At 51.9% G+C, this 18,808-nt stretch carries 23 protein-coding genes (1 of these 23 only partly in view); 17 read left to right on the top strand and 6 right to left on the bottom strand.

Features of this window, described 5'->3' with window-relative positions:
• Nucleotides 1-3: 3 nt before the first annotated feature.
• From secY to F3F93_RS00360, 10 genes are all read left to right on the top strand, one after another.
• A complete protein-coding gene (secY, locus tag F3F93_RS00405) occupies nucleotides 4-1,335 on the top strand; it encodes a preprotein translocase subunit SecY (protein WP_176957183.1) in 1,332 nt (443 codons plus the stop codon).
• The gene (locus F3F93_RS00400) at nucleotides 1,335-1,976 is read left to right on the top strand and encodes an adenylate kinase (RefSeq protein WP_176957182.1); all 642 of its coding nucleotides are present in this window, start codon (nucleotides 1,335-1,337) and stop codon (nucleotides 1,974-1,976) included. The genes secY and F3F93_RS00400 overlap by 1 nt, the downstream gene beginning before the upstream one ends.
• 2 nt (nucleotides 1,977-1,978) lie before the next feature.
• Nucleotides 1,979-2,197, top strand: coding sequence for a translation initiation factor IF-1 (infA, locus tag F3F93_RS00395; protein ID WP_018288171.1), 219 nt, complete (start codon nucleotides 1,979-1,981; stop codon nucleotides 2,195-2,197).
• 164 nt (nucleotides 2,198-2,361) lie between these two features.
• The gene (gene rpmJ / locus F3F93_RS00390; protein ID WP_100266064.1) at nucleotides 2,362-2,475 is read left to right on the top strand and encodes a 50S ribosomal protein L36; all 114 of its coding nucleotides are present in this window, start codon (nucleotides 2,362-2,364) and stop codon (nucleotides 2,473-2,475) included.
• Nucleotides 2,476-2,545: 70 nt separating this feature from the next.
• Nucleotides 2,546-2,914 carry a 30S ribosomal protein S13 gene (gene rpsM / locus F3F93_RS00385; RefSeq protein ID WP_176957181.1) on the top strand — a complete coding sequence of 123 codons (369 nt, stop codon included), beginning with the start codon at nucleotides 2,546-2,548 and terminating at the stop codon, nucleotides 2,912-2,914.
• Nucleotides 2,915-2,925: 11 nt separating this feature from the next.
• Nucleotides 2,926-3,327 (top strand): 30S ribosomal protein S11, encoded by a 402-nt coding sequence (gene rpsK / locus F3F93_RS00380; RefSeq protein ID WP_176957180.1) that lies wholly within the window; start codon nucleotides 2,926-2,928, stop codon nucleotides 3,325-3,327.
• A 12-nt stretch (nucleotides 3,328-3,339) separates the two neighbouring features.
• Nucleotides 3,340-3,969: a 30S ribosomal protein S4 gene (gene rpsD / locus F3F93_RS00375; RefSeq protein ID WP_176957179.1), complete on the top strand. Its 630-nt coding sequence runs from the start codon at nucleotides 3,340-3,342 to the stop codon at nucleotides 3,967-3,969.
• 17 nt (nucleotides 3,970-3,986) lie between these two features.
• Nucleotides 3,987-4,964 (top strand): DNA-directed RNA polymerase subunit alpha, encoded by a 978-nt coding sequence (locus F3F93_RS00370; RefSeq protein WP_176957178.1) that lies wholly within the window; start codon nucleotides 3,987-3,989, stop codon nucleotides 4,962-4,964.
• 34 nt (nucleotides 4,965-4,998) lie between these two features.
• A complete protein-coding gene (gene rplQ, locus F3F93_RS00365; protein WP_176957177.1) occupies nucleotides 4,999-5,385 on the top strand; it encodes a 50S ribosomal protein L17 in 387 nt (128 codons plus the stop codon).
• A gap of 198 nt (nucleotides 5,386-5,583) precedes the next feature.
• Nucleotides 5,584-7,314: a PAS domain S-box protein gene (locus tag F3F93_RS00360; protein ID WP_176957176.1), complete on the top strand. Its 1,731-nt coding sequence runs from the start codon at nucleotides 5,584-5,586 to the stop codon at nucleotides 7,312-7,314.
• A gap of 21 nt (nucleotides 7,315-7,335) precedes the next feature.
• Here F3F93_RS00360 and F3F93_RS00355 read toward each other — a convergent pair whose 3' ends face one another.
• Nucleotides 7,336-7,887: a septation protein A gene (locus F3F93_RS00355; RefSeq protein ID WP_176957175.1), complete on the bottom strand. Its 552-nt coding sequence runs from the start codon at nucleotides 7,885-7,887 to the stop codon at nucleotides 7,336-7,338.
• 127 nt (nucleotides 7,888-8,014) lie between these two features.
• Between F3F93_RS00355 and F3F93_RS00350 the strand changes: the two genes are divergently transcribed.
• The gene (locus F3F93_RS00350) at nucleotides 8,015-9,226 is read left to right on the top strand and encodes an alpha/beta fold hydrolase (RefSeq protein ID WP_176957174.1); all 1,212 of its coding nucleotides are present in this window, start codon (nucleotides 8,015-8,017) and stop codon (nucleotides 9,224-9,226) included.
• Here the strand turns inward: F3F93_RS00350 and rnhA are convergent.
• Nucleotides 9,205-9,645: a ribonuclease HI gene (gene rnhA / locus F3F93_RS00345; RefSeq protein WP_176957173.1), complete on the bottom strand. Its 441-nt coding sequence runs from the start codon at nucleotides 9,643-9,645 to the stop codon at nucleotides 9,205-9,207. The genes F3F93_RS00350 and rnhA overlap by 22 nt on opposite strands.
• Nucleotides 9,642-10,733, bottom strand: a complete 1,092-nt coding sequence (locus F3F93_RS00340; protein WP_176957172.1) for a mechanosensitive ion channel family protein — start codon at nucleotides 10,731-10,733, stop codon at nucleotides 9,642-9,644. Before F3F93_RS00340 ends, rnhA begins: the two co-directional genes overlap by 4 nt.
• 164 nt (nucleotides 10,734-10,897) lie before the next feature.
• On the opposite strand from F3F93_RS00340, the gene F3F93_RS00335 reads away from it, so the two are divergent.
• The 4 genes from F3F93_RS00335 (at nucleotide 10,898) to F3F93_RS00320 (ending at nucleotide 13,356) form a co-directional block, all read left to right on the top strand.
• Nucleotides 10,898-11,473: a YceI family protein gene (locus F3F93_RS00335; RefSeq protein ID WP_176957171.1), complete on the top strand. Its 576-nt coding sequence runs from the start codon at nucleotides 10,898-10,900 to the stop codon at nucleotides 11,471-11,473.
• Between the two features lie 114 nt (nucleotides 11,474-11,587).
• On the top strand, nucleotides 11,588-11,878 hold the full coding sequence (locus F3F93_RS00330) for a hypothetical protein (protein WP_176957170.1): 291 nt from the start codon (nucleotides 11,588-11,590) through the stop codon (nucleotides 11,876-11,878).
• A 36-nt stretch (nucleotides 11,879-11,914) separates the two neighbouring features.
• Nucleotides 11,915-12,667, top strand: a complete 753-nt coding sequence (truC, locus tag F3F93_RS00325) for a tRNA pseudouridine(65) synthase TruC (RefSeq protein ID WP_176957169.1) — start codon at nucleotides 11,915-11,917, stop codon at nucleotides 12,665-12,667.
• A gap of 59 nt (nucleotides 12,668-12,726) precedes the next feature.
• The gene (locus F3F93_RS00320; RefSeq protein WP_176957168.1) at nucleotides 12,727-13,356 is read left to right on the top strand and encodes an inorganic pyrophosphatase; all 630 of its coding nucleotides are present in this window, start codon (nucleotides 12,727-12,729) and stop codon (nucleotides 13,354-13,356) included.
• A 94-nt stretch (nucleotides 13,357-13,450) separates the two neighbouring features.
• Here the strand turns inward: F3F93_RS00320 and F3F93_RS00315 are convergent, their stop codons facing one another.
• From F3F93_RS00315 to F3F93_RS00305, 3 genes are read right to left on the bottom strand one after another with little or no spacing between them, the layout of a single operon-like run.
• A complete protein-coding gene (locus F3F93_RS00315; RefSeq protein WP_176957167.1) occupies nucleotides 13,451-14,479 on the bottom strand; it encodes a metal-dependent hydrolase in 1,029 nt (342 codons plus the stop codon).
• A complete protein-coding gene (locus tag F3F93_RS00310; RefSeq protein ID WP_176957166.1) occupies nucleotides 14,467-15,636 on the bottom strand; it encodes an anhydro-N-acetylmuramic acid kinase in 1,170 nt (389 codons plus the stop codon). The genes F3F93_RS00315 and F3F93_RS00310 overlap by 13 nt, the downstream gene beginning before the upstream one ends.
• A 14-nt stretch (nucleotides 15,637-15,650) precedes the next feature.
• Nucleotides 15,651-16,376, bottom strand: a complete 726-nt coding sequence (locus F3F93_RS00305) for a hypothetical protein (RefSeq protein ID WP_176957165.1) — start codon at nucleotides 16,374-16,376, stop codon at nucleotides 15,651-15,653.
• Between the two features lie 176 nt (nucleotides 16,377-16,552).
• On the opposite strand from F3F93_RS00305, the gene tyrS reads away from it, so the two are divergent.
• Entirely contained in the window at nucleotides 16,553-17,737 is a 1,185-nt protein-coding gene (gene tyrS, locus F3F93_RS00300) for a tyrosine--tRNA ligase (protein ID WP_176957164.1), read from the top strand.
• Nucleotides 17,738-17,792: 55 nt separating this feature from the next.
• A protein-coding gene (locus F3F93_RS00295) for a M48 family metalloprotease (RefSeq protein ID WP_176957163.1) crosses the window boundary here: on the top strand, nucleotides 17,793-18,808 show its 5' portion. Its footprint extends 529 nt past the window's final position; the window shows 1,016 of its 1,545 coding nt (coding positions 1-1,016); the start codon lies at nucleotides 17,793-17,795; the stop codon falls past the right edge of the window.

The raw sequence follows: 18,808 nt of genomic DNA, 5'->3' as shown, positions 1-18,808 counted from the left end.
TCTATGGCACAAGCTGGAGCAATGGGCGGCTTTGGAAACATCGGTAAGATTCCAGAGCTGAAGAGCCGCATCCTGTTCACCCTGGGAATGCTGATCGTATATCGTATCGGCGCGCATATTCCTGTTCCGGGTATCGATGCTGCTGTTCTGGCTCAGTTCTTCAGTCAGGCACAGGGATCACTACTGGGCATGTTTGATATGTTTTCCGGTGGTGCGCTTTCGCGTCTGACTATTTTTGCTCTGGGTATTATGCCATACATTTCGGCTGCAATTATTATTCAGCTGATGACAGTTGTATCTCCCAAACTTGAACAGCTGAAGAAAGAGGGTGAGTCCGGGCGTCGTAAGATCACCGAATATACCCGTTACTTTACGCTGGTGCTGGCAACCTTCCAGGGTATCGGTATCTCTATCGGTCTGGAGCAGTTCTCAGTTGGTGGTCAGGGTGTTGTGATTGAGCCCGGTCTGGCTTTCCGTGCTATGACGGTGATTACGCTGGTAACAGGTACCATGTTCCTGATGTGGCTGGGTGAGCAGATTACCGAACGTGGTATCGGTAACGGCATCTCACTGATCATCTTTGCCGGTATTGCTGCAGGCCTGCCTTCAGCGATTGGTGGTACACTCGAATTGGCGCGTACCGGCGAGTATTCAGCGTTTACTGTCCTCTCCCTGTTTGCTATGGCACTGCTTGTGACTGCATTGGTGGTTTGGTTTGAACGCGCCCAGCGACGTATTCCAATCCAGTATGCCAAGCGTCAGGTGGGCAATCGTCTTTACGGTGGCAAATCATCCTTCCTGCCGCTGAAGGTGAACACTGCCGGCGTGATTCCGCCGATCTTTGCCTCATCCCTGATTCTTCTGCCGGCTACATTTGCACAGTTTACCAAGAGTACGCCAGGTTTTGAGTGGCTGACTGATATCTCTGCAATTCTTTCGCCGGGTGCGTGGCTCTACATGCTGCTGTTCACTGGTCTGATCGTATTCTTCTGCTTCTTCTACACTGCTATTGTCTTTAACCCTAAGGATACGGCAGACAACCTGAAGAAGAATGGTGGTTTCATTCCGGGTATTCGTCCTGGTCAGAAAACAGCCGAATATGTTGATGCCGTACTTACACGCATCACCGTCGTTGGCGCAGCCTATGTGAGCATGGTATGTCTTCTGCCGGAATGGTTGATCGCTGAGCTCTCCGTACCGTTCTATTTCGGTGGTACATCCCTGCTGATCGTCGTGGTGGTTACGATGGACACCATGGGTCAGATTCAGTCCCATCTGATGAGTCATCAGTATGAGGGGCTGATGAAAAAAGCCCGCCTGAAAACCGGTAAGTAATGAATCTGATTCTTTTTGGCCCCCCGGGTGTTGGTAAAGGCACGCAGGGTGAAAGGCTCGCAACTGAAGAGGGCATCCAGCACATGGCCATGGGTGACCTGCTGCGTGCAGCTGTGCGCGAAGGTACCGAGGCTGGCTTGAAGGCCAAGGCATTCATGGATGGCGGCAAACTGGTTCCTGATGCCGTGGTTGTGGCCATGATTGAAGAGAAAATTTCTGCTGACAAAGATGCAGGTTTCCTGCTCGATGGCTTCCCTCGCAATGTGCCACAGGCACAGGCGCTGGATGCAATGTTGGCTAAACATGGTGTTAGCATTGACCATGTTGTGTTTATGGATGCACCAAAAGAGAATCTGCTGGAGAGGCTTTCGGGCCGATTGATTTGCAGGGCTTGCGGTTTTGGATTTCATAGGCAGTATTCACCGCCCCAAAAATCGGGGTATTGCGATCGCTGTAGTGGCGAGCTTTACCAGCGGGACGATGATCGCGAAGATGTGATCGCCCACCGTTTGGAAGTGTATCAGGAACAGACTGAACCGCTGCTGGGTTATTACCAGGGCAGAGAGGGTTTCAGCAGGATCGACGCTTCCGGGGAAATGGATCTGGTGTATGCCGGACTTAAACAGGCGGTAGTGAATTAAACATGGCGAAAGAAGATATTATTGAGATGTCAGGGGAAGTGGTTGAAAAGCTCCCGAACGCAATGTTTAAGGTTAAACTGGAAAACGGGCATGAGTTGTTGTGCACCATTTCTGGAAAAATGAGGAAGTACTACATCCGTATTCTTCCTGGCGATAAGGTTACTGTGGAGATCTCTCCGTACGACCTGTCTCGTGGTCGTATCAGCTACCGCGAAAAATAGTTTGTTTGTATGAAAAGCCGGATCTGTCTGGTTTTTCATAACGCAAGGGCAAACGCTTAATTTTGACCTTGCACTCAAAACCAGTCACGCAAGTGAGCGGTTTTGGCAGGCCATTTATGGCCTGTGCCGGATTCCGGTGAATTGATTTTGAGGAGGTGCCAGGCGTGAAAGTCCGAGCATCAGTCAAGAAAATGTGTAACAAGTGTCGTGTGATTCGCCGTAAAGGCGTTGTCCGCATTATTTGCGAGAACGCACGTCATAAACAGCGTCAGGGTTAAGTAAGTTGCGCGAGAGCAGCCTTATGGCTATTGTTCGCGCCCTTTTTCTTAAGGCCTAAGGAGGCAAGAAGTGGCTCGTATTTCGGGTGTAAATATTCCGACTCAGAAGCGTGTGGTTATCGCGCTTACCTACATCTTTGGTATTGGATCGACTAGTTCGAAGAATATCCTCGCCAAAGCAGGTGTAGATGCTGACACGCGTGTGAAAGATTTGAGTGACGATGATGTCGCAAAGATCCGCACTGTGATCGATGAGTCATACAATGTTGAAGGTGATCTTCGTCGTGAAGTGACCATGAACATTAAGCGTCTGACAGATCTTGGTTGCTACCGTGGTCTTCGTCACCGCAAAGGGCTGCCTGTTCGTGGACAGCGCAGTAAGACCAATGCCCGTACCCGCAAAGGACCGCGTCGTACAGTAGCCGGCAAGAAGAAGTAAGGGGATAGACGATGGCTGCACCTAAGAAAGGAAAAGCTGCTCCTGCTAAGAAACGCGTTCGCAAGAATATTGCCAACGCTGTTGCTCACATCAAGGCAAGCTTTAACAATACAATTATTACCTTTACCGATGATGCCGGTAACGCAATCTGCTGGGCAACCAGTGGTGGTTCAGGCTTCAAAGGCTCACGTAAAAGCACTCCGTTCGCGGCTCAGGTTGCTGCAGAAGATGCTGCACGTAAGGCTATGGATCACGGCGTGAAGAACTGTTCAGTTCTGGTTCGTGGACCAGGCAACGGCCGTGAATCTGCACTGCGTGCAATTTCAGCCGTAGGTATCAATGTCACGTCTATTCGTGATGTTACCCCAATTCCACATAATGGATGTCGCCCGCCCAAGCGGCGCCGCGTTTAGGAGTATTATTAAATGGCACGTTATCTGGAAGCCAAATGCCGCCTGTGCAGGCGTGAAGGCGAAAAACTGTATATCAAGGGAAGCAAATGCTACTCGGACAAATGTCCGATCGAGCGTCGCCCTTATGCACCTGGTATGCACGGTCAAAACCGTCGCAGCAAGGTCTCCGATTATGGTATGCAGCTTCGTGAAAAACAGAAAGTTAAGCGTATCTATGGTCTGCAGGAGAAGCAGTTCCGCAGCTACTTCAAGTCTGCTGATGCCATGCCTGGCATTACAGGTCTGAACCTGCTGCACCTGATTGAGTCTCGCCTAGACAATGTGATCTACCGCATGGGTATGGCTTCATCCCGTACTGAAGCGCGTCAGATTGTACGTCATGGCCTGGTTAAGCTTGATGGTAAGGAAGCAAATATTCCTTCTATGCGTGTACCTGTAGGTGCCCGTCTTGAGCTGGCTGACTCTGCTAAGGAGCACCTGCGTGTGACTGCTGCAGTTGAAGCTGCAGGAAACCGTGGTACTGCTGAGTGGATGGATGTTGATCTGCCAACTCGTCAGGGTACCTTCCGTGAGCTTCCAGCTCGTGATCAGCTTGACGCGGGTATCCGTGAACAGCTGATTGTTGAACTTTATTCCAAGTAATCACTGAGGGCCGACAGATGCAGTTGATCAATCCGCGCAATATCACCATTGAAGAAAAAGTGGTTGGCCGTTCTGCCAAGATCGTGTTCGAGCCTCTTGAACGTGGTTATGGCACCACGATCGGTAACAGCCTGCGTCGCATGCTGCTTTCGTCACTGCCAGGTGCCGCTGTAACATCCGTTGCTTTCGATGGTGTTACCCATGAGTACGATACGATTAAGGGTGTTCGTGAAGATGTGATGGATATTATCCTGACTCTGAAAGAGCTCGACATTCGTATGGAAGGCAACGATTCAGCAAGTATCTCTCTGGATGTTAAGGGCTCTTCTGTTGTTACTGCAGCTGATATCAAATGCCCTGCCGGTTTGATGGTTCTTAACCCTGAACTGGTTCTGGCACACCTGAATGACGATGGCCACCTGAAGTTTGAAGCGGTTGTTGCCAAGGGTCGTGGTTATGATCCGGCATCTGAGCGTGAGGTTGATGAGCGTGCAGTTGGTTCTCTGCTGGTTGATGCGTCTTACTCTCCTACCCGTCGTGTCGCTACCCGTGTTGAACCAGCTCGTGTTGGTCAGCGCACCGATTACGACAAACTGATCATGGAGATTGAGACTGACGGTTCATTGAGTCCTGAAGAGGCGATCAATGCCGCGGCAGCCATTCTTGAGCAGCAGTTGGCAGTATTTGTTGATTTTGCTGCTATTGATCTGGGCGCACCGGCTGAAGCTGTAGATGACGGTCTTGACGACCTTCTGGCACAGCCGATTGAACACCTTGACCTCTCTGTTCGTTCTATGAACTGCCTGAAGTCTGATGATGTGTTCCGCGTTGGTGATCTGGTTCAGCGTAGTGAGCAGGAGATGCTGCGTACGCCGAACTTCGGCCGCAAGTCTCTCAACGAGATTAAAGAAGTACTTGAAAATATGGGCCTTGAACTGGGAATGAAGCTGGAAAACTGGCCACCCCAGGATGCCAACGATTCGCTCGACAGCTGAATCGCATTTAACGATTGAATAGAGGATACGAGAGATGAGACATCGTAAACATCATGGTTCTTTGGGCCTGCCAACCGGACACCGTCGCGCACTGATGGCTAATCTGGCTACAGCACTGCTGACACATGGCCGCATTGAGACCACAGAAGCGAAAGCACGCGCACTGCGCCCATACGCTGAGAAGCTGATTTCACTTGGCAAACGTGGCGATCTGCATGCCCGTCGTCAGGCGCTCTCTAAACTGCGTTACCGTCCGATCGTAGATCGTCTGTTCGGTGATGTTGCTGCAGCATGTTCTGATCGTGCCGGTGGTTACACCCGCATCATCAAGACCGGTTTCCGTGCCGGTGATGCTTCACCAATGGCAATCATCGAACTGGTTGATACCATCGCTGCTGCTGATGAGGCGACTGAAGCTTAAGCTTCCAGCTTAACGACTAAATCCAAAAGGCTCCGCATTGCGGGGCCTTTTTTTTGGTTTATCGCGGATTTGCGATGAACCATTTTTTCACTGAGTTTAGCCAGAGCTGTTTAGTAGGCAAATTATATCAAAGGGCATAATGGGGGAAAACTGGCATCATGCTTGCATCTAATGAGATGCTTAACTCAAGGGGATATCATGGCCAGTAGTGACTCATATTTTGATATCAAGAGTAAAATCATATTCCTGATTGCTGGCGTATTTATCCCTCTGGTGCTGTTTGCCTGGGCCTATCAGTCCGGCCAGCGTTTTTTATCTCAGGAGATTCCTCTTGTTGACTCGATCATGCAGCTTCGAGTTGATCTCACAAGTACCCACTCATTGATCCATGAATATGTAGAGGGGCACCAGAAAATCAGCAAAAATGATGTCACAGATCTGATTCGTAAAGTTAAGTCTGATGCAGGGGCTATTCATTATGGGTATGTGCAGATGGGCGATATCTCATCAATGGTTCCAAGCTCACAGCACTTGCAGCGTGAATTTGATGAGATGAAACGCGCAGTTGATCAACTGATCGAATACCTGCTTGAATATGAAGATGAATTACATCTTCTGGTTAAAGATGATGTGATCCATGATAAGTATTTCATCAGCGCTGAATGGGCTGCTGGCGAGTTGGATGAGGAGATTCACAACCAATTCAGTGATAGCTTAAACCAACAACCTACACTGTTTGCTGCACTGCTTCTTATATGGCTTCTGATGCTTCTTCTGATGTTGAATTTATTGAGACAAAGCCGAATAGCTCATGCTGTTGAGTTTGCGCGCAACATGAAGCTTGCCCAGGCACTGGAGCACTCCGGATCGTCGATCATTATCACCGATACCGATGCTAATATCGAATATGTAAATAGCGCCTTCTGTAATCTGACAGGTTATGAACGTGACGATGTAATCGGCAAGAAGACATCTATTCTGAATAGCGGGCAGCAGAGCAGCTCGTTTTATCAACGGTTGTGGCAGATGATCTCATCAGGAAAGGTGTGGCATAGCGAGTTGGTGAACCGTCGAAAGGACGGTTCGACCTGCCCGATTGTGATGTCGATAGCACCTGTTATTAATCAGAATAACCAGATCACTCACTATATCGCCAGTCAGGAGGATATGAGTGAATATGAGGCGCTGGAAGAGAAGTTGTACAAATCTCAGAAACTGGAGACTGCCGGGATTCTCGCCGGAGGCATCGCCCATGATTTTAATAATGCACTGACGGCGATCAAGGCCAATGCGCAGATGCTTGAACGGAAAGCAGAGGATCGTACGGGCGTACTTAAACGGGCTTCAGTCATCAATCAGGTCTGTGATATTGCAGCCCAGCATATCTCTCAGCTGCTTAAGTTTGTCAGAAATGAGGATCTTAAATTTAGCATTATCGATCTTAATGACTGTATGAATACGGCCTGTGAGATTGCATCAATGGGAGCCGACAAAGCGACTATTCGTACTGAACTATCTGAGCAGGAGTTATATGTGCGCTGGAATGATGTTCAGGCGCAACAGATCATGATCAACCTGATCAATAATGCGATGCATGCTGTACAGAGGGTAGAATCACCATGGGTCAAAGTCAGCGTAAGTAAATTTGAGGTCTCCGACTCCTTTGTACAAAAATTTCCACTGATGACCGATAATCACTACGCATGCATATCCGTGAAAGACAACGGTTATGGCATCCCTGAAGATAAGCTCGATACTATTTTCGAAGTCTTCTTTACCACTAAGGCGGAGGGTGAGGGGACCGGACTTGGCTTATCGATGGCCCACGGAGCCATCACAAAGGTGGGTGGCGTGATGGAGGTGGCGAGTCGTGTCAACGAAGGGACAGAGTTCAGGATCTACCTGCCTTTGCAGGCAGGTCCAGAGTAATTCAGAGCTCTGAATTACCCTTTATTCATCACCCTTATCGGCCGTGGACTCTTTAAGGTGGGGAACCAGATAGAGACTCTGGGCAATGATGAACAGCAGGGTTAGCCCCATCAATCCAAAGAGTTTGAAATTCACCCATGTGTCGGTATCAAATGCGTATGCGACATAGATATTCACCGCGCCGAGGAAAACAAAGAAACCTGCCCAGGCGAGGTTGAGTTTAGTCCACACCAGTTGCGGGAGCGTGAGGTTGCCCCCCATCATGCGTTCAATGATGGTCTTTTCACCAATAAACTGAGAGCCAATAAAGACAATGGCAAACAGCCAGTTGATCGCTGTTGGTTTCCATTTGATGAAATTCTCATCCTGCAGGGCAAGGGTAAGGCCGCCAAACAGCGCCACCAGAGCCAGTGTGATCACATGTGTTTTTTCAAATGAACCTTTGATCAGACGGTGGCCTACAGTCTGAATAGCCGATGCAGCAATCAGTACTGCAGTGGCGGTGTAGATGTCATACATCTTGTAGACGATAAAGAAGAGCAGTACGGGAAGGAAATCAAAAAACATTTTCATACCATGAATCCGACCACAGCCGGAGGCTGTTGCCAAGTAGGAGTGATGCAATTTATTTGCGAGCCTGATTGGAACGGAATGTTAACCGAGGTTGGCAGTTGCAGCCGGATCGACAATAATGGGCCATATGTTATGTGATCATCGACTATTCAGGCACACCGCACTGATTGTGTTCGCTCTCCTCATCTCCGCCTGCACAACGACAGAAAAGGATCGGCAGGTTGTCGATGATCTCTGGTCGGCGTGGGAGAAGAGCGAAATACTCTCGCAGGTGGATTACCCCGATGCTGTACCGGTAGTGCTGGTGCATGGGTGGAATGGTGGCGAGTTTACCTGGCCGGTTCCTGAGCGGTTGATCGCGCTGGAGCAGAAGCTGCAGCGTGATATCTTTCTGTTTACCTACCGAACAGGCATTTTTGCCAATCGCTATCCGCCTCTTGAAGTCCTTGAGGAGCAGCTTGACCGTTACCTCGCCCCGTATGCGGCAGTGGATCTCGTGGCGCACAGCATGGGGGGGCTTTTGGTGCGTCAGTATCTAAGCCACCATGCTGACCATCAGGTGCGACGTGTGGCTTTTCTGGCCACCCCCCATTTTGGCACTGACGTGGCACAGGTGCTGGTTCGACTCGGCAGTGTTATTCCGGAAGGCAATATCCAGGCGACAGAGATTCAGCCCGGCAGCGATTTCCTCTGGCAATTGAATGCCCTGCAAGGTGCCGAGCTGGAGGGGCTGGAGGTGCTTAATGCTTATGCTGTAGATCGGAAGTTACTCAACAGTGATCTGATTGTAGACGCCTCTTCTGCCTACCTGCCCGGAAGTCACAATATTGTCATCAGGGGCAATCATCACTCCCTGGCCAAACGCCTTGATGAGCAGGATGCAGTGATTAAGTTCCTCATCGATGGCTCCCTGTCAGATGCGCAGCCTGCACCTGCTCGAAGGGATGTTTGGCTTCGCTTTATCGTTGATGGCAAGGTGGTTAAGCTCTCCGAGGCCAATGTTAAATCATTCAATGTCAGAGGTTTGCCCAACAAGGAGTATGTGCTCTGTTGCGAATTGAGGTCGGGCATTAATAGTCAGGCGGGTTATAAAACAGTGATCCTCGAAGCGCTGGAACCGGGTAACAGCTATACCTTCATGCCTTATGGCGGCAGGAAACCATTGAAGCTTAGCGCAGCGCAGCTCATGCAGGCCCCGCAACCTGTATCCATGCTTGAATTTGATATTGATGCACTATCTGCACCAGCCGTAACCGAAAGTGATCAGCAGCCTGAGGTGCCAGCTATGCCGCTGCCCGAAGCGCAACCGTCAGAGGTTCAGCCTGCAGGGATGCCCTGACGCGCTAACTCGTCAGCACGTTCGTTTTCAGCATGGCCGGCATGGCCTTTCACCCACTTCCAGGTGACATCATGAACAGCAGCCAGTTTGTCCAGCTCCTGCCAGCGCTCAAGGTTGGAGACCGGTTTCTTGCCTGCTGTTTTCCACCCCTTCTTTTTCCAGTTGTGAATCCACTCGCTCATGCCCTGCACCACATATTTGGAGTCGGAGATGATGGTCACCTTGCACGGTTTGGTCAGCGCTTTGAGCGCTTCAACAGCAGCCTGCAGCTCCATCTGCTGGTTGGTGGTGTGGGCTTCACCGCCGTACAACTCCTTTTCATGCCTGCCCATGCGCAGCAGTACCCCCCAGCCGCCTGGGCCGGGGTTGCCAGAGCAGGCACCATCGGTAAAGGCTTCCACTACCGGTTTCTCACTCACTGTGGCTTCTCCTGTTCAATATAAAGTGTGCGGGTTGGAAATGCGAAATCAAGCTCCATCTCTTCTAGTAGATGCATGATCTGCAGGTTAATCTCCTGACGTACCTGCAGATACTCCTCCCACACTTTGCTGGCGGAGAAGTAGTAGAGAAAGATTGATAGGGATGAGTCGGAGAACTCGTCGAATTTGACCAGTTTATAACTCTGATCAACGCCCGGATGGTTGACGAGTATCGCCTCGATGCCCTTGATTGCCGCATCCATTTTGGCCGGCGTGGTATCATAGGTCAGGCCGATGCGCATTTTGATGCGCCGCTCATTTCTGGCATCAATATTATCGATCACCATATTGGCCAGCGATGAGTTGGGCACATTGACCAGTGTTCGCTCAAAGGTACGGATTTTCGTGGAGCGGAAACCGATCTCCTCCACCACTCCTTCAAACTCAGTGGTTTTAATCCAGTCACCCACGGTAAATGGGCGATCCACGAGAATCATGATCGAGCCGAAGACGTTGGCAATGGTATCCTTGGCTGCCATAGCGATGGCGATTCCGCCAATGCCGAGCGAGGCGAGCAGGCCGGAGATCGAGTAACCCATATTCTGCGCCACAACCAGCAGACCGGTGAGTACAAGAAATATCTTCAGTGTTTTACCGATAAAGGGGACCAGCTGATCATCCATAGCCGACTCGGTCTCCTGGGCCCGGGCCGTGAAGTAGGCAGAGAGCCCTTCGAGGAGGCGCCAGAGAAACCAGATAGTGAGCAGAATTGAGATGATGCGTCCGGCACTGTCGGCAATGGCTACCAGTGGGAAAATTTCAGCAGGAGGATTTAATATATGTACGGCAAGCAGAATTCCGAACACGTAGACAAGCAGCCCGACAGGGCGTTCAGCAGCGGAGAGTAGTACATCATCAAGTTTGGTTATAGTGCGTGCAGCCAGTTTCCTGCTCAGGCGCTGGAAGGCAGAGAGCACAAAGGTTCGGGCAATCACCGTAGCCAAAATGACAGCGGCAGTGATAAGCCAGCGGCTTAGTGGAATATCCAGAAGCATTGTCTCGCTTAACTGGGCCCAAATCGCTTGCATGTGACTCTCCTTGAATCGAACGTGGCGGCAATCATAGCTGAAAAGGCTGGTATCTCACACCGTAGAGAGAGTGATTTCCACACTCTGAACAGGGGTTCCTTTTCATCTATGCTTCATCTTTCTGCTCATAGCTTTTTGCCATCAAATTTGTTTGTGGAGAGACGATGAAAAAACTTTGTATGTTGTTGTTTTTGATGATGGTGCCTGCGGCGGCCTGGTCTGGAGAGTGGCTGCTTGATGGCAACCGATCCGATGTTAACTTTGTTTCAGTGAAAAAAGAGAGTGTTGCCGAGGTGCATCACTTCAATGGGTTAAGTGGTGTCATACAGGAGCATCATGCTGAGATAGCGATTGATCTGAGTTCCATTGAGTCAGGGATCGCTATTCGCAACCAGCGCATGCAATCGATGCTTTTTGAGGTGTCCCGATTTGCCTCGGCGAAGATCTCCGTTGATCTCTCTGGCGTAAACTATGAGGCACTGAAGGTTGGCGAGAGCGTTACACTGCAGCTGCCTCTGCTGCTTGATCTGCACGGCATCAAAAGGCCGGTTGTTGCAGATGTACAACTTATTGCAGTTGCAGATGGTTTGCTGGTAACAAGCAGGCAGCCGGTGATTGTGAAGGCTGCTGAGTTTGGCCTGGATGGTGGCATAGAGGCGCTACGTCAGATCGCCAGCCTGCCGAGTATCGCCCATGCTGTGCCTGTCTTTTTTCACCTTCAATTCATTCGCAGCCGTTAGTCTCTCAGGCTTATCGCTAGCTGCGTATAGAGGCCGGACTATCTATGTTTATAAGATTGACGTGGATTGACCGGCTTTCTATCCTGTAGTGGCTAATCAGGCAGGAGGTTTCTTATGGGTGTTCATCTGTTGCAGTCGATGATTGACGATCATGCGGAGATGTTCGCTTTGATTGGCCGTCCGGTTCGCTACCTTGATGAATCTTACGAGGTGACCGACCTTCTGCATGATGAGGGGTTATTGATTCTCTCTGCTGATGTTGCGTGTGATGTACAGAATGACAGTTTTGGCCGTCCTCGCCGTCTGGTTCCCCGTCGTCAAAACCTTAGATTCCGTGATGCTGAAGGTCGTCCTACCAGCATCTGGGATGATCTCTCTTTTCTCGACGGGCCTCTGCGGGATTAAGTCGCACTTTTTCTGCATCAATAAAGTTATTACTGCATGTTAGAGATCCTGTACAGGGATGAGTGGCTGGTTGCTATCAATAAACCTGCTGATTTGCTGGTGCATCGCTCAATGATAGATCGGCATGAAACCCGCTTTGCCATGCAGATGCTGCGCGATCAGATCGGTCAGCATGTTTTTCCTGTGCATCGGCTGGACAAGCCAACTTCAGGCGTGCTGCTGTTCGCTCTGAATTCTGAATCGGCACGGAAAATTGCCGATGTTTTCACGGCCAGAGATACGCAGAAAACCTATCTGGCCATCGTGCGTGGCTTTACTGATGAGCAGGGAGTCATTGATTATCCTCTGAAAGAGGAGCTGGATAAAAAGAGCGACCGTAAAGCGCAGCAGGATAAAGAGGCACAGGAGGCCGTTACGGAGTACCGGCGTCTTGCAACAGTGGAGCTGCCTTATGCCGTCGGCCGCTACCAAACGGCAAGGTATTCTCTGCTCCACCTGACGCCAAAAACTGGCCGCAAGCATCAGCTGCGCCGACACCTTAAGCACCTGTATCATCCGATAGTGGGCGACACCACGCATGGTGATGGCAAACAGAACAGCTTTTTCCGGGAGCGGTTGGCATCTCATCGGCTGTTGCTTCATGCCACAGGTCTTGGTTTCATACATCCGGAGACAGATCAGTTGCTGCAGATCAATGCGCCGCTGCCGCCATCCTTCAAGAATATTGTTGATGCGCTGGGATGGGTTTTTCCAGTGGATGAAAGTCGCCAACCTGAACATCAGCTATAAACAGGTTCTTGTTTGATGATAGTTGTAGGTTTTGGCGTGATTTGTGCTAGAACTGAGCCATGAAATCATTCTCCCAATGGCGACCACACCCCTGGCACGGGCTGGATCCTGGAGCCGAACCGCCACGGCGGGTACATGCCTATATCGAGATCAGTCCGTTTGATACGGTGAAGTTCGAAGTCGACAAAAAATCCGGCTATCTGCGGGTGGATCGCTCGGTGCGCTCAAGCTCTCAGCACCCGGCTCTTTACGGTTTTATTCCACGCACGCTATGCGCTGATCGCGTGGGCAAGCTCATGCCGCATGCACAGCGCGGCGATAATGATCCTCTGGATATCTGTGTGATCTCCGAGCGACCAATTTCACGCATTGAGATACTGGTAAATGCGCGTGTGATCGGTGGTCTGCCGATGTGTGATCACGGCGAAGCGGATGATAAAATTATTGCGGTAATTGATGATGATCCCTTCTGGTCGAAGGTGGATGATATTTCAGAGATGCCACCGGCAATCATTGATCGCCTGATGCACTATTTCCTGACCTACAAATTTGAGCCGAATAAGCCGCATCATGTCGAAATCGGAGAGCCTTATGGTTTTGAGCATGCGGCCAAGGTGATTGAGGCTGCGCTGGCTGATTATGAAGAAGAGTATGTTGCGGCTCCCGAGCGGCGTCATATCGCAGACTAGTACCCTTTCTGTCAGGCCGCTGCCTGTCGCTGTTTAAGCTCTTGAGCTGTTGGTTGTACTCTGAGGCGGGGCTGTTTGTATTGCAGCAGGGTCGCTAGAGCCAGTTGAACGGGGCGGAGGTGAGAGTGAGTTCACTCTTTCGGTCATTGCGCCAGATCAGCCAGGCGCGTGGTGCCTGAGAACCTTGTTGCAAGTCGATGTGAAGCTGGAAGGCAGGCCGCACCCCGGGAGCACCGCCACCAAAAGCCAGATCACCGAATTCGAGGTGATCGCCACTCTTTTTCAGCAACACAGGAAAGCGGGCGAACCAGCTATAGAAGGCGGTGCCCGGCAACCCTTCTGCCAGTTTAACAGTGTGCATGGCAGGTAGCTCCTGCCACTTGATATCCTGCGGCCCGGTCATCTCGCTTGAGATTAATCCTGTCACAAAGCTTTCATCAAACAGAGGCCGAGTGCCTGCGAACTCAGGTTTCAGGTTGACTGCCGCGCGCGCATAGTGATCCGGATAGCGGGCAATCAGCTGCCAGTTGAAGGGGGAGAAGGCCAGTGGCAGAGCATAGTGTGCGCTGGCTTGCGGGTGTGCTTTTCTGCTCAGATCAATCGCCTGCTGCTGGTTGCTGTAGGCCACTCCCAGATAGGCGCACATCAGCACAAGGCTTAACACGCCCATGTTACGGCTCTGTGATCGCCACTGCAGACCGATCAACAGCGGAACCAACAGGCTGGCAGTGAATATCGGATCGATAATAAACAGCAGGTCAAGTGAGGCACGCCAGTCAGAGATCGGGGCCAGCAACATGGTGCCGAAGGTGGTGATCAGATCCAGTGAGATATGCAGCAGCAGCGCCAGGGCGATCATCCACGGCATGGCCGTATTCTTTTTGATCGTTCGGGAGGAGAGGCTGATAATCAGCCAGCCCCAGAGCGGCAGCATCAGCAGCGAGTGAGTGAGCCCTCGGTGGTGTTGCAGATAAACTGTTTCAGAAAAAAAGCGCAGGATGATGTCGGAATCCGGAGCCATAGTGAGCAGCACCAGAAACAAGAGCTGCTTACCCGGTAGCGGATGTCGGGGAAAAGCACGGGCCAGTGCCGCGCCTGAGATGGCGTGGGTTAGCGGATCCATGTAGGGATGCTTGTAATCAGCTCCTGCCAGTTGTTGCCGGGGGTGATCTGGCCGCCGCAAACGGCATGACGGGCGCCGGTAACTTCACACAGCGTATTGGTCTCACCCATCAACGTCTGGCGAGCCAGCACTGCAAAGCTGAGTGCCTCGACAGCCTGCGGTGGAATGTCTTCGGCATCTGTTGTGGTGACTGAAGCCGGAGCCAGCTCTCTTGTCAGCAGATCCATCAGATATTCATTGCGAACGCCACCGCCACAGATAAGCCATTTTGCCGGTTCTATCGGCATGAAATTGATGCTGTTGACAATGGAGTCGACGGTGTACTGGCAGGCGGTCGCCATGCGGTCAGCATCCGAGATATCCGGCCAGCCGAGAATCAGATTGACGATATCCTCACCGAACTCTTCACGGCCTGTGGATTTGGGTGGTTTGCGCTGCATGAAGGGGTGTAACATCAGCTTCTCCAGCAACGCCGGGCATACATCGCCGCTGGCCGCCAGCACACCATTCTGATCATAGGCGTTGCGGCCATCGCTGAAGGCAAGCATCAGCCCGTCCATGATCATATTGCCCGGCCCGGTATCAAAGCCGATGGTGCTGCCATCGATGCCAAGCCATGTGACATTGGCAATGCCGCCGATGTTGACCACGGCGATATTTTTCCGTTCATGGGTAAACAGGTGACGATGCGAGAATGGCACCAGCGGCGCCCCCTCTCCTCCGGCCGCAATATCACGGCTGCGGAAATCAGATACCGTGGTAATGCCTGTCTGCTCCGTCAGTGTGGCCGCGCAACCGATCTGTACTGTATAGGGGTAATCGGCTTTGGGGTGATGACGGATGGTTTGACCGTGACAGCCGATGGCGGTGATATCTTCTCTCTTCAGGCCAACCCCGTGCATGGCTGCGAGCACTGTGTCGGCATAGGCGTGTCCCAGAGCCCGATCAAGCTCGCCCAGAGTCTCAATTTCATTCAGACCGGGTGCAGCAAGTCTCAAAATCGGTTCACGCAATCTTTTCGGCATCGGATATTCAGCAAAGTGGATCAACTCCATACGGCTTCCCGGCTGACTGGAGATGCGCGTGATCGCCACATCGATGCCATCGGCGGAGGTGCCGGACATGATGCCGATGAACAGGTGGTGGTCAGATTGCATGCGGATAATCTGCGCTAAAAAGCCTGTGGAGCTGACTGTTCAGGCGCTGCCGGTGCTTCAATCGGTGTCTCTGTTGCCGGTGCCTCTACAGCAGGGGCCTCTTCTGGAGCTTCTGTTGCGGGCATGTCTGGCGCCGGAGCCTCTACAGCCGGCGTCTCAATTGCGGCTGCAGGCAGCTCTTCAGCCGGAGTCTCTACGACTGCTGCGTCGGTGGTCTCTTCGACAGCTGGCTCAGGGGCCACTTCTGCAGCTGGTGGCGCTTCGGCCTCAGGCTCAACCACTGCGGCTGCTTCGGAGGCTGTTGCTGGCAGCGAAGTTTCAGTGTTGTCTGCCGTTGCTTCTGCAGGTGAAGTCAGGTCATGCAGAATCTTCTCAATCTCGGCAATGGTGGCCTTGGTCTCTTCACGGGCCATGCCGCTGATCTCCTGGATATTGAGTAGCGCCTTCTTCAGCTGATTCTGAACCAGATTTTCACGGTTGCTCTCAACATCCTTGCTCAGGGCTACCACCTGATCGCCAAGGAGTTGAACGCTGCTCTCCAGGCTTGCCAGTCGTGCTTCGCCATTGGCCGGGGCGGTGGATGTGCCTGCTGCGATCGCTGCGTAGAGGGCAAGGAGCAGTGCGATGATTGAGATGTAGAGCGAGGTGTGAGGCTTGCAGGCGCTGTGTCTGCTGCAGGAGGACTCTTGATGCTCCTCTGCCGTTGCTTTGATAATCTCTTCCTGATTGTTCTCAGTCATGACTCTCTCCTTGAGATATAAGATGTTGCACTCTTACCATGTTTGATGATGGTTAGAATAGCACGCAGCCTGACTGTTGCCAGCCTCTTCTCTGTGATGCGGCTCGCATTTGACTCTGCGGTGGCGGTGCAGCTGTGAATTTGCCATGATTCGTGGCTCAATAGATAGAGGGATTTATGAATATTCAAGAACAGATGGAATTACTCAGTCGCGGCGCACTGGAGATCTTGCCTGCAGGCAGCCTTGAAGCGAAATTGAAGCTGGCTCAGAAAGAGGGCCGACCACTGCGTGTGAAGGCCGGTTTTGATCCGACGGCTCCCGACCTGCATCTTGGCCATACCGTGCTGATAGAGAAGTTGCGCCAGTTTCAGCACTGCGGTCATCAGGTGGTATTTCTGATTGGTGATTTTACCGGCACCATCGGTGACCCGACCGGTAAGAATGAGACCCGTCCACCGCTGACCCATGATGAGGTGTTGCTCAATGCCGAGACCTACAAAGAGCAGGTATTCAAAATTCTCGATCCCAAACAGACCGAAGTGCGCTTTAACTCCGAGTGGCTGGGTAATCTTACTGCCGCTGATCTGATTCGTATTGCCGGTAAAGCGACCGTGGCCCGTATGCTGGAGCGCGATGATTTCGAGAAACGTTATAAAGGTGGTCAGTCGATCGCCATCCACGAATTCCTCTATCCGCTGGTGCAGGGCTACGATTCTGTGGCACTTGATGCCGATGTCGAGCTGGGTGGTAACGATCAGAAGTTCAATCTGTTGATGGGGCGTCAGCTGCAGGATGCCTACGGCAAAGCCCAGCAGGTGATTCTCACTATGCCGCTGCTCGAAGGTTTGGACGGTGTGAATAAGATGTCCAAATCCCTGAACAACTATGTCGGTGTAGCAGAACCCGCCAAAGAGCAGTTTGGTAAATTGATGAGCGTCTCTGATGAGCTGATGTATAAATACTATGAGCTGCTCACTGATCTGAATCTCGATGAGATCAAAGCCAAACACCCGATGGAGGCCAAGAAGAGTCTGGCTGCACTGATTGTTGACCGCTTCCACGGTGAAGGGGCGGGGCAGGCCGCACGTGAAGGTTTCGAATCCCAGTTTGCCAAAAAAGAGATCCCTGATGATGTGCCGGAAGTAACAATGGCAGCAGAAGATGGGTCAGTGTGGATCATCAAAGCCCTGACCAGCAACGGCTTGACCGCATCCAATGGCGAGGCGATTCGCATGGTCAAACAGAATGCACTATCTATAGATGGAGAAAAAGTCATCGACAAGGATCACCAGCTGCTGCCCGGTGGCCCTTACCTGATCAAGCTCGGTAAACGGAAGTTTCTCAACCTCACTGTGGCATAAAGGGTGATGCATCCGCTAGGCTTCAGATAGTGCTTTATTATCAGGAGGTGGCGCGATGATGAAGAGGTCTCTTGTATCACTGCTGGTTACCCTCGGCCTGCTTGCTGGCTGTGCCACCAACCCTGTGACAGGAAAAAATGAACTGAGCCTGGTTTCAGAGGCGCAGGAGCTCGCTATCGGGGCACAGCAGTATAGTCCTGCCCGTCAGTCGCAGGGTGGCGACTATGTGGTGGATCGGCAACTCACGGCCTATGTCAACGAGGTAGGGCAGCGTCTCGCTACAGTCAGTGACAGAAAACTGCCTTATGAGTTTAAAGTGCTGAACAACTCTGTTCCCAATGCCTGGGCGCTGCCCGGTGGTAAAATCTCCATCAACCGCGGTCTGTTGACCGAGCTGAAGAGTGAGTCCGAACTGGCGGCTGTGCTTGGCCATGAAGTCGTGCATGCTGCAGCCCGCCACGGTGCGCAACAGATGAGTAAAGGGGTGCTGTTGCAGACTGCTGTATTGGGAACAGTCGTAGCCACACAGGGAAAAAGTTACGGTAATCTGGCCCAGCTTGGGGCCAATATTGGCGCCCAACTGATCAGTCAGAAGTATGGCCGTGATGCTGAACGGGAGTCCGACTTGTATGGCATGCAGTATATGGTGCGTGCCGGATATGACCCTCAGGGGGCAGTCGATCTGCAGCGTACCTTTGTCAAACTCTCTGAAGGCAGGCAACAGGACTGGTTAAGCGGGCTGTTCGCCACTCATCCACCATCACAAGAGCGGGTGGATGCAAATATGAGCCTGCTGGCCACGTTGCCTGCAGGTGGTGAGCGTGGCGTTGAGCGCTATCGCAGCAAAACCAGGCAACTGATACGCAGTAAGCCAGCGTATGAGGCTTATGACAGAGGGCGCGAAGCACTGGCCAGGGGGGATCTGGTTACGGCCGGTCGTCTGGCAGGCCGGGCAGTTGCCGGCGAGCCGAGAGAGGCGCTCTTCTATGGGCTGCAAGGTGATATTGAGCAGAAACACGGGCGCTTGCAGGCTGCGATTAAGCAGTATGACAGGGCCAGTAGTCTGAATCC

Origin of the sequence: Mariprofundus sp. KV, from assembly GCF_013387475.1 — a bacterium.
Taxonomy (GTDB): Bacteria; Pseudomonadota; Zetaproteobacteria; order Mariprofundales; family Mariprofundaceae; genus Mariprofundus.
The sequence above is the reverse complement of the archived record's forward strand: the minus strand, read 5'-3'. Positions and strand labels throughout refer to the sequence as shown.

Coding starts and splice junctions, on each gene's coding strand:
- F3F93_RS00400 (WP_176957182.1), top strand. CDS start 1,335: ATGAATCTGATTCTTTTTGGCCCCCCGGGTGTTGGTAAAGGCACGCAG.
- F3F93_RS00350 (WP_176957174.1), top strand. CDS start 8,015: ATGTTATGTGATCATCGACTATTCAGGCACACCGCACTGATTGTGTTC.
- F3F93_RS00335 (WP_176957171.1), top strand. CDS start 10,898: ATGAAAAAACTTTGTATGTTGTTGTTTTTGATGATGGTGCCTGCGGCG.
- truC (WP_176957169.1), top strand. CDS start 11,915: ATGTTAGAGATCCTGTACAGGGATGAGTGGCTGGTTGCTATCAATAAA.
- F3F93_RS00360 (WP_176957176.1), top strand. CDS start 5,584: ATGGCCAGTAGTGACTCATATTTTGATATCAAGAGTAAAATCATATTC.
- F3F93_RS00315 (WP_176957167.1), bottom strand. CDS start 14,479: ATGGATCCGCTAACCCACGCCATCTCAGGCGCGGCACTGGCCCGTGCT.
- F3F93_RS00355 (WP_176957175.1), bottom strand. CDS start 7,887: ATGAAAATGTTTTTTGATTTCCTTCCCGTACTGCTCTTCTTTATCGTC.
- tyrS (WP_176957164.1), top strand. CDS start 16,553: ATGAATATTCAAGAACAGATGGAATTACTCAGTCGCGGCGCACTGGAG.
- secY (WP_176957183.1), top strand. CDS start 4: ATGGCACAAGCTGGAGCAATGGGCGGCTTTGGAAACATCGGTAAGATT.
- infA (WP_018288171.1), top strand. CDS start 1,979: ATGGCGAAAGAAGATATTATTGAGATGTCAGGGGAAGTGGTTGAAAAG.
- F3F93_RS00305 (WP_176957165.1), bottom strand. CDS start 16,376: ATGACTGAGAACAATCAGGAAGAGATTATCAAAGCAACGGCAGAGGAG.
- F3F93_RS00310 (WP_176957166.1), bottom strand. CDS start 15,636: ATGCAATCTGACCACCACCTGTTCATCGGCATCATGTCCGGCACCTCC.
- rplQ (WP_176957177.1), top strand. CDS start 4,999: ATGAGACATCGTAAACATCATGGTTCTTTGGGCCTGCCAACCGGACAC.
- rpsD (WP_176957179.1), top strand. CDS start 3,340: ATGGCACGTTATCTGGAAGCCAAATGCCGCCTGTGCAGGCGTGAAGGC.
- F3F93_RS00370 (WP_176957178.1), top strand. CDS start 3,987: ATGCAGTTGATCAATCCGCGCAATATCACCATTGAAGAAAAAGTGGTT.
- F3F93_RS00320 (WP_176957168.1), top strand. CDS start 12,727: ATGAAATCATTCTCCCAATGGCGACCACACCCCTGGCACGGGCTGGAT.
- F3F93_RS00340 (WP_176957172.1), bottom strand. CDS start 10,733: ATGCAAGCGATTTGGGCCCAGTTAAGCGAGACAATGCTTCTGGATATT.
- F3F93_RS00330 (WP_176957170.1), top strand. CDS start 11,588: ATGGGTGTTCATCTGTTGCAGTCGATGATTGACGATCATGCGGAGATG.
- rpsK (WP_176957180.1), top strand. CDS start 2,926: ATGGCTGCACCTAAGAAAGGAAAAGCTGCTCCTGCTAAGAAACGCGTT.